General features: G+C 65.9%; 12 protein-coding genes and 1 pseudogene. 5 read left to right on the top strand and 8 right to left on the bottom strand.

Features of this window, described 5'->3' with window-relative positions:
* Positions 1 to 52: 52 nt before the first annotated feature.
* From recJ to OU419_RS21755, 5 genes are all read left to right on the top strand, one after another.
* A complete protein-coding gene (recJ, locus tag OU419_RS21775; protein ID WP_254470672.1) occupies positions 53 to 1768 on the top strand; it encodes a single-stranded-DNA-specific exonuclease RecJ in 1716 nt (571 codons plus the stop codon).
* A 192-nt stretch (positions 1769 to 1960) separates the two neighbouring features.
* A complete protein-coding gene (locus OU419_RS21770; protein WP_254470673.1) occupies positions 1961 to 2281 on the top strand; it encodes a transcriptional repressor in 321 nt (106 codons plus the stop codon).
* A gap of 90 nt (positions 2282 to 2371) precedes the next feature.
* Positions 2372 to 3478 (top strand): NADH:flavin oxidoreductase/NADH oxidase, encoded by a 1107-nt coding sequence (locus OU419_RS21765; RefSeq protein ID WP_254470674.1) that lies wholly within the window; start codon positions 2372 to 2374, stop codon positions 3476 to 3478.
* 144 nt (positions 3479 to 3622) lie between these two features.
* Positions 3623 to 3952, top strand: coding sequence for a hypothetical protein (locus OU419_RS21760; RefSeq protein WP_254470675.1), 330 nt, complete (start codon positions 3623 to 3625; stop codon positions 3950 to 3952).
* An 81-nt stretch (positions 3953 to 4033) separates the two neighbouring features.
* Positions 4034 to 5071, top strand: a complete 1038-nt coding sequence (locus OU419_RS21755) for a zinc-dependent alcohol dehydrogenase family protein (RefSeq protein ID WP_254470676.1) — start codon at positions 4034 to 4036, stop codon at positions 5069 to 5071.
* Positions 5072 to 5086: 15 nt separating this feature from the next.
* Here the strand turns inward: OU419_RS21755 and OU419_RS21750 are convergent, their stop codons facing one another.
* The 8 genes and pseudogenes from OU419_RS21750 to OU419_RS21720 all read right to left on the bottom strand — a co-directional run bounded on the left by OU419_RS21750 (position 5087) and on the right by OU419_RS21720 (position 13488).
* Positions 5087 to 5305 carry a hypothetical protein gene (locus OU419_RS21750; protein ID WP_254470677.1) on the bottom strand — a complete coding sequence of 73 codons (219 nt, stop codon included), beginning with the start codon at positions 5303 to 5305 and terminating at the stop codon, positions 5087 to 5089.
* A gap of 778 nt (positions 5306 to 6083) precedes the next feature.
* Positions 6084 to 6914: a cache domain-containing protein gene (locus tag OU419_RS28935; protein WP_408004963.1), complete on the bottom strand. Its 831-nt coding sequence runs from the start codon at positions 6912 to 6914 to the stop codon at positions 6084 to 6086.
* A 33-nt stretch (positions 6915 to 6947) separates the two neighbouring features.
* Positions 6948 to 7238, bottom strand: a pseudogene (locus tag OU419_RS29070) (methyl-accepting chemotaxis protein); the annotation flags it as partial.
* 205 nt (positions 7239 to 7443) lie between these two features.
* Positions 7444 to 7920: an ester cyclase gene (locus OU419_RS21740; protein ID WP_254470678.1), complete on the bottom strand. Its 477-nt coding sequence runs from the start codon at positions 7918 to 7920 to the stop codon at positions 7444 to 7446.
* Between the two features lie 86 nt (positions 7921 to 8006).
* Entirely contained in the window at positions 8007 to 9869 is a 1863-nt protein-coding gene (locus OU419_RS21735) for an FAD-dependent oxidoreductase (RefSeq protein ID WP_254470679.1), read from the bottom strand.
* 343 nt (positions 9870 to 10212) lie between these two features.
* Entirely contained in the window at positions 10213 to 11637 is a 1425-nt protein-coding gene (locus tag OU419_RS21730) for a gamma-aminobutyraldehyde dehydrogenase (protein ID WP_254470680.1), read from the bottom strand.
* Positions 11638 to 11741: 104 nt separating this feature from the next.
* Entirely contained in the window at positions 11742 to 12548 is an 807-nt protein-coding gene (locus tag OU419_RS21725) for an ABC transporter permease (protein ID WP_254470681.1), read from the bottom strand.
* Complete coding sequence (locus tag OU419_RS21720; protein WP_408004904.1) at positions 12538 to 13488, bottom strand: ABC transporter permease; 951 nt, start codon at positions 13486 to 13488, stop codon at positions 12538 to 12540. The genes OU419_RS21725 and OU419_RS21720 overlap by 11 nt, the downstream gene beginning before the upstream one ends.
* Between the last annotated feature and the right edge of the window lies 1 nt (position 13489).

The raw sequence follows: 13489 nt of genomic DNA, 5'->3' as shown, positions 1-13489 counted from the left end.
TCCAGATCGCAAGCTCCGGACGAAATCTAGACAAGCTACAACTGGAACACCCATGCGCATCGAATCCCGCCCGCTCCCGGAAAACCTGCCCAACCTGGGCGACCTGCCACCTCTGCTGACCCGCCTCTACGCCGCACGTGGCGTACAGAGCGCCGCCGAGCTGGACAAGGGCCTGGCGCGGCTGATCCCCTACCAGCAGCTCAAGGGGGTGGATGCGGCGGTGGAATTGCTCGTCGATGCGCTGGAGCGCGGCCAGCGCATCCTCTACGTCGGCGACTTCGATGCCGATGGCGCCACCGCCAGCAGCGTCGGCGTGCTGGCCCTGCGCATGCTCGGCGCCGCCTGGGTCGACTACCTGGTGCCGAACCGCTTCGAATATGGCTACGGGCTGACCCCCGAGATCGTCGCCGTGGCGCTGGAGAAACGCCCTGAGCTGCTGGTGACCGTCGACAACGGCATCTCCAGCATCGAAGGCGTTGCCGCAGCCAAGGCCGCCGGCCTGCGCGTACTGGTCACCGACCACCACCTGCCGGGCCCGGAGCTGCCGGCCGCCGATGCCATCGTCAACCCCAACCAGCCCGGCTGTGACTTCCCCAGCAAGGCAATGGCCGGGGTCGGTGTGATCTTCTACGTCATGCTTGCCCTGCGTGCCCGCCTGCGCGAGCGCGGCTGGTTCGCCGCCCGGGGCATCGCCGAACCGAACCTCGCAGAGCTGCTCGACCTCGTCTCCCTCGGCAGCGTTGCCGATGTTGTGCCGCTGGATGCCAACAACCGCATCCTCGTCCACCAGGGGTTGGCGCGCATCCGTGCCGGCCGCGCCCGTCCGGGGCTGCGCGCGTTGCTCGAAGTGGCGGGGCGCGACTGTCGGCGGATCACCTCCACAGACCTCGGCTTCATCCTCGGCCCGCGCCTGAACGCCGCCGGGCGGCTGGACGACATGTCCCTGGGTATCGAACTGCTGTTGTGCGAGGACGAAAACCTCGCCCGCGACATGGCCGCGCAACTCGACGGTCTCAACCAGGACCGCAAGGCCATCGAGCAGGGCATGCAGCGCGAAGCGCTCGCCCAGCTCAAGGAGCTGCCGGTAGAGGAAATGCCTTTCGGCCTGTGCCTGTTCGACCCCGAATGGCACCAGGGCGTGATCGGTATCCTCGCGTCGCGCCTGAAAGAGCGTTACCACCGCCCGACCATCGCCTTCGCCGACGCAGGCGACGGCACCCTCAAAGGCTCGGCGCGCTCGGTGCCGGGCTTCCACATCCGCGACGCGCTGGACGCCGTAGCGGCCCGCCATCCGGGGCTGATCAGCAAGTTCGGCGGCCACGCGATGGCCGCCGGCCTGTCGTTGTCGCAGGAAAACTTCGGCGCATTCTCCGCCGCCTTCGATGCCGAAGTGCGCCGCCAACTGGACGAAGACGACCTCACCGGCCGTCTGCTTTCCGATGGGCAACTGGGCGCCGAAGAGTTCCACCTGGAACTGGCGCGGGCGATTCGCCAGGCCGGCCCGTGGGGGCAGCACTTCCCCGAACCGCTGTTCCACGGCGTATTCCAGATCGTCCAGCAGCGCATCGTCGGCGAGCGCCACCTCAAGCTGGTGCTCAAGACCGAGTGCGGATCGCAGCAGCTCGACGCCATCGCCTTCAACATCGACCGCGACATCTGGCCCAACCCCACCGTGCGCTGGGCCGAAGTGGCCTACAAGCTCGACGTCAACGAGTTCCGTGGCAACGAGAGCGTGCAGTTGATGGTTGCCCACATCGCCCCGCGTTAAGCCCCTTGTTCGCATCGGGAAACATGCCGATGCGAAATCCCTTTGCAGGTTTTGCCCCGCTCATTCGTCTTGTTAATTGAGAGCGTGCGTTCCGCCCCGTACGAGGCGCGCGCAGACGATAAGAACGGAGGCCCGAATGTCTGTTCCCCCTTGCTGCGAATCCGCGCGTGCCATCCCGGCGGAGGTGCGCCCATGACGGCTGTTGCCGAACTCTCCGCCCGCCGCAGCCAGCGCCGTTCCCGTCAACTGCTTGAACTGGCCGGCCTGCGCTGCAGCCTGCCGCGCCTCAAGCTGCTCGATGCCCTGTCGGTACTGGGCAGCAGTACCGCCGCCGAGTTGCACGCGCACCTGCAAGGCCCCGGCCCGTCGATCGGCCTGGAGAGTGTCAGCCAGAGCCTGCGGCGTCTGCACCAGAGCGGCATGCTGGTGCGCGACGAGCGCAAGCGCTATAGCCTCGATCCGGCCTTCGACGGCGCCATGCCAGCTAAGGAAGCGGCACTGGCGGACGGCTGAATACCCTGCCGGGCGACGATTGCCAGCGTCGCCCGGCGATCCCGGTCTACAGTTCAAGTACACGTTCTGAAGACCAGAGGGAGTTCCGCCATGAGCCAGTTGTTCGAGCCCTTGACCCTGCGCCAACTGACCCTGCCTAACCGCATTGCCGTCTCGCCCATGTGCCAGTACTCCGCCCAGGACGGCCTGGCCAACGACTGGCACCTGGTCCACCTGGGCAGCCGCGCCGTGGGTGGTGCGGGCCTGGTGATCGTCGAAGCCACCGCTGTCGCTCCGGAAGGGCGCATCAGCGCCGAAGACCTGGGCATCTGGAGCGACGAACAGATCGAACCGTTGCGCCGCATCACCCGCTTCCTCGAAACCCAGGGCGCGGTTGCCGGCGTGCAACTGGCTCACGCCGGACGCAAGGCCAGCACCTGGGCGCCGTGGCTGGGCAAGCACGGCTCGGTGCCGATCAACGAAGGAGGCTGGACGCCCGTGGCGCCGTCGGCCATCGCCTTCGACCCGCAGCACACCTCGCCCATCGCCCTGAGCGAAGAGCAGATGGCGAGCATCAGGCAGCAGTTCGTGCGCGGCGCCGAGCGCGCCCTGGCCGCCGGCTTCAAAATCGCCGAAGTGCATGCCGCCCACGGCTACCTGTTGCACCAGTTCCTGTCGCCTCTGTCCAACCAGCGCCGCGACAGCTACGGCGGCTGCTTCGAAAACCGCATTCGCTTCCTGCTGGAAGTCACCCAGGCCGTGCGCGCGGTGTGGCCGCAGGAACTGCCGCTGTTCGTCCGCCTCTCCGCCACCGATTGGGTGGAAGACGGCTGGAACCCCGACGAAACCGTGGAACTGGCGCGCCGCCTGAAAGACCTGGGCGTCGATCTGATCGACGTATCCTCCGGCGGCACCGCCGTGAACGCCGAGATCCCGGTAGGGCCGGGCTACCAGACGCAGTTCGCCGAGCGCGTGCGCAAGGAGGCCGCCGTCGCCAGCGGCACTGTCGGCATGATCACCGAGCCGGTGCAGGCCGAGCACATCTTGCGCACTGGCCAGGCCGATCTCATCCTGCTGGCCCGTGAACTGCTGCGCGACCCTTACTGGCCGCTGCATGCCGCCGATGAACTGGGCGGCCAGCCGGTGCCCTGGCCCGCGCAATACCTGCGTGCGGCCCAGCGCGGAACGCCACGGCGCAAGGCTTTCGGCGAGGCGTGACAGGTATCGGGTCACGCGGCGCAGTCCGCGTGACCTGTCGGTCAGAGAAAGAATGGAAATGTGACAGTTATCGCAAAGTGGCAATGTGATGCTGTTCTCGCCGAGCCCGCGCAATGGATTGCGCACCCGACCTCTGGAGCACGCATGGACGCACCTGCATCGCCCGCCGTCATCCCGCAATCGGAAATCGCCCTGCTGGCGAACATCCTTGCACTCGCCACCCGCAACATGTCCAGCCTCAGCACGCTGATCACCCGCCTGTCGGTGGAGCTCAGCCATTGCCCGGACCCGCACCTGCAACGCGTCGGCCAGCGCAGCCTGAGCGATGTCGATGAATTGTCGCGAGCGCTGGACACCCAGTGGGAGCTCATCGGCAGCCTCTCGCGCTTTTGTCCGCTGCTCTCGCGTACGCCGTTGGCGAGGCCGGCGCTGGTCACCGAAATCCACATCACCGAGTTGCCGGACCGCCACTGACCGCTACCGTTGATCGGAGTCAGACCGCCTGTGCGGCGGTGCGCCTAGCCTTGTCGGATCAATCCGCACAGGAGCAGGACCATGAAAGCGCTGGTATATCGCGGTGTCGGCGACATCGCACTGGAAGATCGGCCCGATCCGCAACTGCAGCAGCCCGGCGACGCCGTGGTGCGGCTGGTGAAAACCACTTTGTGCGGCACTGACCTGCACATCATCAAGGGCGACGTACCCACCTGCACGCCAGGCCGCATCCTCGGCCACGAAGGTGTGGGCGTGGTTGAACAGGTCGGCGCGGCGGTCAGCCAGTTCAAGCCCGGCGACCGCGTGCTGATCTCCTGCATCAGCGCCTGCGGCAAGTGCGACTTCTGCCGCAAGGGCATGACCTCCCACTGCCGCACCGGCGGCTGGATCCTCGGCCACACCATCGACGGCACCCAGGCCGAGAAAGTACGTATTCCCCACGCCGATACCAGCCTCTACCACCTGCCCGCCGGGGTGGAAGAAGAGGCGATGGTGATGCTAAGCGACATCCTCCCCACCGGTTTCGAATGCGGGGTGCTCAATGGCCGGGTGCAGCCCGGCGGCACCGTTGCCATCGTCGGTGCCGGCCCGGTGGGCCTGGCGGCGCTGCTCACCGCGCAGTTCTACTCGCCGACGCGGATCATCATGATCGACCTGGACGACAACCGCCTGGAAGTCGCCCGTGGTTTCGGCGCTACCAACTGCATCAATGCCGGCGACGCACAGGTGGTCGAGAAAGTCATGGCGCTGACCGGCGGGCTGGGCGTGGACAGCGCCATCGAGGCGGTAGGCGTCCCGGCGACCTTCACCCTCTGTGAAAACCTCATCGCGCCCGGTGGCGACATCGCCGTGCTCGGCGTGCATGGCGCGCCGGTAGAGCTGCATCTGGAGCGCCTGTGGTCGCACAACATCACGCTGCGCACGCGGCTGGTGGACGCGGTGACGACGCCCATGCTGCTCAAGAGCGTGGAAGCGGGGAAACTGCGCCCCGAGCAGTTGATCACCCACCGCTTCGCGCTTGCGGACATCCTCGATGCCTACGCCACCTTCGGCAAGGCGGCGCAGAACAAGGCATTGAAGGTGATCATCGAGGCGTAGGGACTGCGCGGCGCGTCAGCCCTTGTGGCGCGCCGCGTCGTAGAGTTCGGCGGCGTCCTTGAGCAGCAGCTCCAGGCCGGAAAGCGCGCCGGCCAGCAGGTCGCCGTCCGGGCAGCCCAGGTCGCGGGCGCTGGCCAGCAGAGCCAGGGCGTTGCGCGCGGCGGTCTGACGCTTTTCGGCGGCGTCGAAGAGTTCGAGGGATGTTGCGTTTTCACGAATCACGAAGGGAGTCATGGCAGTCTCAGATTGAGTGCCTGAGCGTTTCCGCTCGCCCAAACGCCAATCTGGGAGAGCGGGCCGTACAGGTTGGCGTGCCGGTCGTGATTACCCGGTGCATCCGAAGATGCCCTGCACGGCCCGCCCATAACACAGACGCAACCATGCGGACGCGTACCTTGCGGTGCGCGCCGATCACGGAGCCGGGACGCCAATCCCGTGCCACTCGGTTGAGCGGCTGGGCAACGGTAAGGGCTGGGTAGCGGAAGGTCAATCAGGGTGTTCTGACGGGGCAGGGTTGCTCACGGGCGATCTTTTGGAGCTGTGTGGGGTGGGCGTGTCGTTGGTGCTGTTCGTGGCTTTCCTGGCGGTGCTTTCTTGTGGGATGGCTAGGCGTGGCTTCTGTGTGGGCGGGGGCTTTTTGTTTTGCCCTTCTGGGGGAGTCCCTTTTGCCAAACGTTGGATAGCCTCCGTCCCAAAAGGAACCCAAAGGTCTCGTTCCGGCATCCGGGTATTTGCTTCGCTCAGACTGCCCTCGCTCCGCTCCGAGGGTCGGCCCTGGCCCTTCGAGCCTCTCGCGGAACCCATGCCGCTCGCCCCTCTGCGCAACATCTCCACTCAGCTTTCTGAAGGGACTCTGTGCGCGCCAGGGGTTTGGTCGCCGGTATCGGGTGCCAGGGTTGGGGACGGCTCTTCGTAGGATGTGTATCGCTGCGCTCCACCCATCCTACGAACGCAGTTCTTTCGTGCTGAGGCATCGGGTGCGCACAGAGCCCGTCGGAGCCCGGCAAAGGCTCTACTCCACAGCCTTCGCCAGCTCGAAGCTCATCATCAGCGCCCACGGCGCGTCGCTGTCGCCCACGTGGATGGGCTGCAACAGCTCCGCGCGCTGGCCCTTGACCTGCTCCCACGGTTTGCCCCGGGCAATGGCAGCGCGCGCCTCGCCGGGCAGCTCGCTGGCCTTGTCGCCCAGGCGGCGGGCATCGGGATGGGTGACGTAGACGCCCGCGTTGGAGAGCAGCGCGTAGCGGCCATTGCCCATCGGGGCGAGCTTGCCGAGGCTTTCCTGCAACTGGTGCAGGGTGTAGTCGGCACCGAGTATGCCGAGGAAGCGGCCATTGGCAGTCATCGGCGACATGAACGAGGTCATCAGCACGGTGCTGCCGGCGACGCTGTATTCATAGGGCTCCATGAACACATCGCGGCCCTTGTCGCGGGGGATCTGGTACCAGTCGCCGCTGCCATCGGCCTTGTCGTAACCGACCAGGCATTCGCGCTGGACTACGCCATTGCCGCGGTGCCAGTAAGCCATGATGCGGCCGCTGGCGTCGTGGCCCGGCGCTGCGCTGAACTCGCTGTCGCGGCCATCGAAGGCGTTGGGTTCGCAGCCGCAGGCAAAGGCCAGCAGGTCAGGGTTGCGGACCAGGTATTCGTGCATCACGGCGTCTATCTGCTCGCGCTGCGGGCCGAGGTTGCGGGCCTTCATGCCGATCAGGAAGTTCTTCAGGCCATAGAGCGCGGTGGCCATCACGGCGAAGCGTGCTTCCAGCCGCTGCGCCTCGCTGGCCAGCACCACGCGGGCGGTGTCGAGCAGGCTGGAGTGCTCGGCCTGTTCGACGTCGGCCAGGGCCTTGGCGCTTTCGCTCTTGATCGAGGCGACGACGTTGCCGATGTCGGCGGTGGCGTTGGCCGACTGGGTGGCCAGGCGGCGTACTTCATCAGCGACCACGGCGAAGCCGCGCCCGCTTTCCCCGGCGCGGGCAGCCTCGATGGCGGCGTTGAGCGCAACGAGGTTGGTGTTCTTGGCGATCTGCTTGATGACTTCGGAGACTTTGCTGATCTGGGTCCAGCGCACATTGAGGTCGGCGATCAGTTGCTTGACCTGGTCGATGGTGGAGCGGGTGCTGGAGCTGTCTTCGGCCGTCTCGGGCCGTTGTTCGAGTGTTGGCATGGCTGGGCACACTGCAATGGCGGGTGAGGGCAGGGGTAGGCGAGGGTTTGTCTTCTTCTTATGTCAGTCGTGCCAGAGGCGCGGCTGTTTTGCAGGACGCTGGTCGTAGGATGGGTGGAGCGCAGCGATACCCATCGCTCCTTGCATACACAGCATGGGTATCGCTGTGCTCCACCCATCCTACAAAGGCGCTACCGGATGTCGCTTACCAGCCGAGCTGTTTGTGCAGGCCGAGGGCGTCGTAGTAGTCGCCCTGGTAGACGATCTTGCCGTCCTTGACCTTCACGTAGCTCACGCCGTCGAACGACAGCGGCTTGTTGGTGGCCGGGGTCTGGGCGTCCCAGGCGCCGGTGTTGGTGCCGCTGAAGGTCCACTGGAAGGCGATGCCGTCCTTGTCGACGATCGGCTTGCCGTTCATCTTCCACTTGAGGTCCGGCACGGCCCCCACGAACACCTTGATCACATTGTCGCGCGCGGCTTCACGGCCTTTCTGCGGGGTGCCGACGGTGACGTCGAAGTACTCCGCGTCCTTGGCCAGGTAGCTGGCGGCCTTCTCGGCGTCGTGGGCGTTCCACGCAGCCATGTAGGCGTCGACTATCTGTCTGGGCGACTCTGCGGCCTGTACAAGGCCGGCAAAGGTGAACAGCGACAGCAGGTAAAACGCTCTGACGAGGTGACGCATGCTTGCCTCCGTTGCGGGCGTGCCCGCGGGTTTCGGCCGGATGGCCATTACAGGCGGCGCCACGCAGGGGCGTGGCGCCGGGTGCATCAGGACAGTTCGCCCACCGCGCGCCAGGCTTCGTCGATGGCCGCGTGGGCATAGGCGTCCCAGGCGGCGTCGGAGTTGGCGATGGTGACGTTGCCGACTCTGGCGCGGGCCAGCTTCATCAGTTTTTCGCTCTCATCCTCATCATCGAAGAGGCTGTTGGAGAAGTACGAATAGCCGTGCGACCAACGGTTGATGGTGATCGCCTGGATGTCCTTCTGGTGGTCGAAGCCCGCCGGGCCGAGCATGGCCTGCAACTGGTCGCGGATCATGCCTTCCATCTGCTCGAAGCTCATGGCGTAGAGCTTGCCGCGGCCGACGCGGGCCTGGGTGCGTGCATCCATGCCTGCGTTGGGGCTGGTGGGCACGTAGACCATGTGCAGGCCGATGGGCCGGTTCGGGTCGCGCGGGTGGCTGTAGCCGCCGATGTCCACCGGGTAGTCGAGCTTCACGCGGCTGTAAGGCTGGTTCGGCGCGTAGATTTCGTGTACGCCCAGCTTCATGAAGCTCTGCCAGTTGCGGATCACCACCTTGGTGTACACCAGCGGGAACTTAACGTTCTGCGCCAGGGCGTGGCTCTGCTCGGCGGAAAGGTCGCGCAGGATGTAGGGGATGATCATGTTGTAGCAGGCCAGCACGCAGTGCTTGCCGCGCACGCGGTGCAACTGGCCGGCTCGGCTGTAGCCGACGTCCACGCCGCCGTCGCGGTTCTTCACGCTTACGGCGGTGCTGTTCAGGCGCAGGCGCACGGCGTTCTTCGGCTGGTCGAGTTTCGAGTAGTCGAAGGTGGCCAGGACGATGTCGTTCATGTCCTTGCCCGGCGCCACACCGGGAATCAGGCCGCGCACCAGCAGGCGGGCCAGCGAGGCGTTGCCGTCGGGGAAGTGGTAGATGTACGGCTCCTCCATCTCGGCCTTGGCTTCCTCGCTGATGGGCGAGAGGTTCATGCCGGCGAAACCGGGGAAGCCGACGGAGTAGGCGGAGTCGGCCGAAACGGCGTCGATGCTCAGCGCGGAGAAGTCGTTGGTACGGCTGAGGAAGTAGCGGGTTGCCGCTTCGCTCAGGCCGACGTCCTTGCGCAGGAAGTCCTGGTAGCTGGTCTTGGCCAGGTACGCTTCCTTCTCTTCGCGGGTCTTGCCGGCGAGGTAGTCCCTGGGGGCCTCGTGCAGGTCGATCAGCGCCTGGCGGTCGGCCTCGGGCAGCGGGAAGTCGCCGATGAAGGCGCGCCAGCTACGGGCATTGAGTTTTTCCGGGGCGATGTCGTCGGCCACCATCGGGGTCGGGTCGCCGCTGACCATCTTGGCTTCGCCGAAGCCGGCCTTGTCGAAGAACACGCCGCGCGACAGGCCAAGGCTCGGATAGAAGTCGCGGTCGAAGGCGGTTTCGAAGCGGTCGACGTCGACATTGAGCTGCTTGAGCAGGCCGTTGACGGTGTCGCTGTAGAGGTGCTTGGGCGACTGGAAGGCTTCGCTGCCGCCGTAGCCTAGGATCATCCGGCCGCCGACCTGGAATTCGTTGCGCTTGGCGTGGCCGCCGAAGTCGTCGTGGTTCTCGATGATCAGCACACGCGCGTTGGGGTGCTTCTGGCGGTAGAACCAGGCCGCGGAGAGGCCGCTGATGCCGCCGCCGACCACCACCAGGTCGTACTGCTCCTCGATCTTCAGGCCATCGGTGTCGAACACCTTCTTCTCCCAGCCCATCTGGTGCGCGACCTCGAACGCGCCGGGATGGCTGCCGCGCATGCCGGTGAGGGCTGGCGGGTAGTAGCGGCCGGAAGGTGCGGCCTGGAGCAGTTGCAGCGGGGTAAGACCGGCGCCGATGGTGAGGGCTACGCCGTTGAGGAAGTCGCGGCGGGTGATGGTCATGGGGTGTCCTTGCAAGGTGATGGCCCGGGGCATGGGCTGTCGTGGTTTTTCCCTTCCATCCGGAAGGGTTTGCGGCATTCGTGGCCGCGCGGCGGTCCCGGTCGAGCGGGGCGCCGTTTTGAAGATTTGGATCTTTACGATGTTGCGAGGAGCCAACGACCGCGCGAGCTAGAGCAGGACGAGGCGGAAACGGGGGCGGGCCCAGGAGTTTACGAGCTGTAAATGACTGGGCCCGTCCCCGTTTGACTCGCTTCGCTCGCCCTGCGGGCCAGCCGTTGGCTGTTACTTCGCTGCGCTACGTTTCAACGCAGCTCCGCCGACGCGCAGCAGGCCTTACTCCCAATCAGTGTTTGATCATTACGTGGCGGATCGCTGTGTAGTCTTCCAGGCCATACATGGACATGTCCTTGCCGTAGCCCGACAGCTTCATGCCACCGTGGGGCATCTCGGTGGTCAGCATGAAGTGCGTGTTGACCCAGGTGCAGCCGTACTGCAGGCGGGCCGACAGGCGATGGGCGCGGCCGATGTCGCTGGTCCACACCGAGGAGGCCAGGCCGTAGTCGGAGTCGTTGGCCCAGGCCAGTGCCTGTGCTTCGTCCTCGAACTCGGTGACCGAAACCACCGGGCCGAAGATTTCGCGACGGACCACTTCGTCGTCCTGGCGGGCGCCGGCGAGTACGGTCGGCTCGAAGAAGAAGCCCGGACGGTCGGCACGCTTGCCGCCGGTGACCACTTCGATGTGCGGCACCTGGCGGGCACGCTCGACGAAGCCGATGACGCGCTCCAGATGCTGCTCGGTGATGACCGGGCCCAGCTCGGTGTTGGGGTCGTCCTGCTCGCCGTACTGGATGCTGGCCACCGCTTCGCCGAGCTTCTGCACGAACTTGGCGTAGATGCCCTTCTGTGCATAGATGCGGCAGGCGGCGGTGCAGTCTTGCCCGGCGTTGTAGAAGCCGAAGGTGCGGATGCCTTCCACGGCGGCGTCGATGTCGGCGTCGTCGAAGATCAGCACCGGGGCCTTGCCGCCCAGTTCCATGTGCATGCGCTTAACGGTGTCGGCGGTACCGGCGATGATGCGGCTGCCGGTGGCGACCGAGCCGGTCAGCGAGACCATGCGCACTTTCGGGTGGGTGGTCAGCGGCTCGCCGACGCTCGGGCCACGGCCGAACACCAGGTTGACCACGCCGGCGGGGAAGATTTCAGCCATCAGCTCGGCCAGGCGCAGGGCGGTCAGCGGAGTCTGCTCGGAGGGCTTGAGCACCACGGTGTTGCCGGCGGCCAGGGCCGGGCCGAGTTTCCACGCCACCATCATCAGCGGGTAGTTCCAGGGTGCGATGGAGGCGACCACGCCCACCGGGTCGCGGCGGATCATCGAGGTGTGGCCCGGCAGGTATTCGCCAGCGGCGGAACCTTGCATCACGCGGCAGGCACCGGCGAAGAAGCGGAACACGTCGGCCACGGCCGGCAGTTCGTCGTTCAGTGCGGCGGAGTAAGGCTTGCCGCAGTTGTTGGACTCCAGGCGGGCCAGTTCCTCGGCGTTGGCGTCGATGGCGTCGGCCAGTTGCAGCAGGAGCAGGGAGCGGTCTTTCGGCGCGGTCTGCGACCAGCTTTCGAAGGCGGCATCGGCGGCCAGCACGGCGGCATCGACCTGGGCCGGAGTGGCTTCGGCGATCTCTACCAGAGTGGAGCCCAGGGAGGGATTCAGGACGGCGAGTTTTTCGCCTTCGCCAGCGACCAGTTGGCCGTTGATCAGCAGTTTGGTTTGCATGGTGTGGTCCTCTAGTTCAGGAGCGTGGTGCAAATTCGTTTCGGTTCTTTCTTTTTAGGGGCCTGCCGGCGAGTGGGCCGGCGGGCCTGAGGGGTTCGGTTGCCTTACTTGCCGCTGCCCGCCACGCCTTCGCCACCCTTGGTCAGGTAGTAGGCGCCGAGGATCGGCAGCATGGTCACGATCATCACCAGCATGGCGACCACGTTGGTCACCGGAACGTCGCGCGGACGGCCCAGCTGGTTGAGCAGCCAGATCGGCAGGGTGCGTTCGTGGCCGGCGGTGAAAGTGGTGACGATGATCTCGTCGAACGACAGCGCGAACGCCAGCATGCCGCCCGCCAGCAGCGCCGAACCGAGGTTCGGCAGGATCACGTAGCGGAAGGTCTGCCAGCCGTCGGCGCCCAGGTCCATCGAGGCTTCGACAAGGCTGTGCGAGGTGCGGCGGAAGCGCGCGATGACGTTGTTGTAGACGATCACCACGCAGAAGGTGGCGTGGCCGATGACGATGGTCATCATGCCCGGCTCGATGCCCAGGGTCTTGAACGCGGACAGCAGCGCGATGCCGGTGATAATGCCGGGCAGGGCGATCGGCAGGATCAGCATCAGCGAGATGCCTTCCTTGCCGAAGAAGTCGCGGCGATACAGCGCGGCCGCGGCCAGGGTGCCCAGCAGCATGGCGATCACGGTGGCGATGCTGGCGACCTTCACCGACAGTTCGATGGCTTCGAGCACGTCCTGGCGGGCGAAGGCGACGCTGAACCAGTGCAGCGTGAAGCCCTTGGGCGGGAAGCTGAACGCGGCGTCTTCGGTGTTGAAGGCGTACATGAAGATGATCAGGATCGGGAAGTGCAGGAACACCAGCCCGCCCCAGGCGGCCGCTTTCAGGCCGAAAGAAGCTTTCTCAGAGTGCATCGAAGGCCCCCAGGCGTTTGACGATGGACAGGTACACGGCGATCAGCACGATGGGCACCAGGGTGAAGGCGGCGGCCATCGGCATGTTGCCGATCGCGCCCTGCTGGGCGTAGACCATGCTGCCGATGAAGTAGCCCGGCGGGCCTACCAGTTGCGGCACGATGAAGTCGCCCAGAGTCAGGCTGAAGGTGAAGATCGAGCCTGCCGCGATGCCGGGGATCGACAGCGGCAGGATCACCTGCATGAACGTCTGGCGCGGGTGCGCGCCGAGGTCGGCCGAGGCTTGCAGCAGCGACGGCGGCAGGCGTTCCAGCGATGCCTGGATCGGCAGGATCATGAACGGCAGCCAGATGTAGACGAACACCAGGAAGCGCCCGAAGCTGGAGGTGGACAGAGTGTTGCCACCCACGCCCGGAATGCCCAGCAGCAGGTTCAGCACGGGCTCCAGGCCCAGGTGCTGGACGAACCACATCGCCACGCCGCCCTTGGCCAGCAGCAGGGTCCAGGCGTAGGCCTTGACGATGTAGCTGGCCCACATCGGCATCATCACGGCGATGTAGAAGAACGCCTTGGTCTTGCCGGTGGTGTAGCGCGCCATGTAGTAGGCGATGGGGAAGGCCACCGCACCGCTGGCGATGGACACCGCGACCGCCATCAGCACGGTGCGCTGGATGATGTCGAAGTTGGAACCACTCAGCAGCGAGCCGAAGTTTGCCCAGGTCAGGTCCGGCGTCACCGTCATGGTGAAATCGTCGAAGGTGTAGAAACCCTGCCACAGCAGCGTCAGCAGCGAGCCGAGATAGATGGCGCCGAACCACAGCAGCGGCGGAATCAGCAGCAGCGAGAGGTACAGCGTCGGCTTGCGGTAGAGCAGGTTGGACAGGCGGCGCAGCGGGCCATTGCTGGCCGCGGGCACCGGCGCGTTCATCGTCAGTTCCATG

This window comes from Pseudomonas triclosanedens (assembly GCF_026686735.1).
Lineage (GTDB): Bacteria > Pseudomonadota > Gammaproteobacteria > Pseudomonadales > Pseudomonadaceae > Pseudomonas > Pseudomonas triclosanedens.
Note: the sequence above shows the minus strand (reverse complement) of the source record. Positions and strands in the feature narration are given on the sequence as shown.

Bases quoted from the DNA above. Each gene is read 5' to 3' on its own strand.
- recJ (WP_254470672.1), top strand. From the start codon at position 53: ATGCGCATCGAATCCCGCCCGCTCCCGGAAAACCTGCCCAACCTGGGC.
- OU419_RS21770 (WP_254470673.1), top strand. From the start codon at position 1,961: ATGACGGCTGTTGCCGAACTCTCCGCCCGCCGCAGCCAGCGCCGTTCC.
- OU419_RS21765 (WP_254470674.1), top strand. From the start codon at position 2,372: ATGAGCCAGTTGTTCGAGCCCTTGACCCTGCGCCAACTGACCCTGCCT.
- OU419_RS21760 (WP_254470675.1), top strand. From the start codon at position 3,623: ATGGACGCACCTGCATCGCCCGCCGTCATCCCGCAATCGGAAATCGCC.
- OU419_RS21755 (WP_254470676.1), top strand. From the start codon at position 4,034: ATGAAAGCGCTGGTATATCGCGGTGTCGGCGACATCGCACTGGAAGAT.
- OU419_RS21750 (WP_254470677.1), bottom strand. From the start codon at position 5,305: ATGACTCCCTTCGTGATTCGTGAAAACGCAACATCCCTCGAACTCTTC.
- OU419_RS21740 (WP_254470678.1), bottom strand. From the start codon at position 7,920: ATGCGTCACCTCGTCAGAGCGTTTTACCTGCTGTCGCTGTTCACCTTT.
- OU419_RS21735 (WP_254470679.1), bottom strand. From the start codon at position 9,869: ATGACCATCACCCGCCGCGACTTCCTCAACGGCGTAGCCCTCACCATC.
- OU419_RS21730 (WP_254470680.1), bottom strand. From the start codon at position 11,637: ATGCAAACCAAACTGCTGATCAACGGCCAACTGGTCGCTGGCGAAGGC.
- OU419_RS21725 (WP_254470681.1), bottom strand. From the start codon at position 12,548: ATGCACTCTGAGAAAGCTTCTTTCGGCCTGAAAGCGGCCGCCTGGGGC.
- OU419_RS21720 (WP_408004904.1), bottom strand. From the start codon at position 13,488: ATGGAACTGACGATGAACGCGCCGGTGCCCGCGGCCAGCAATGGCCCG.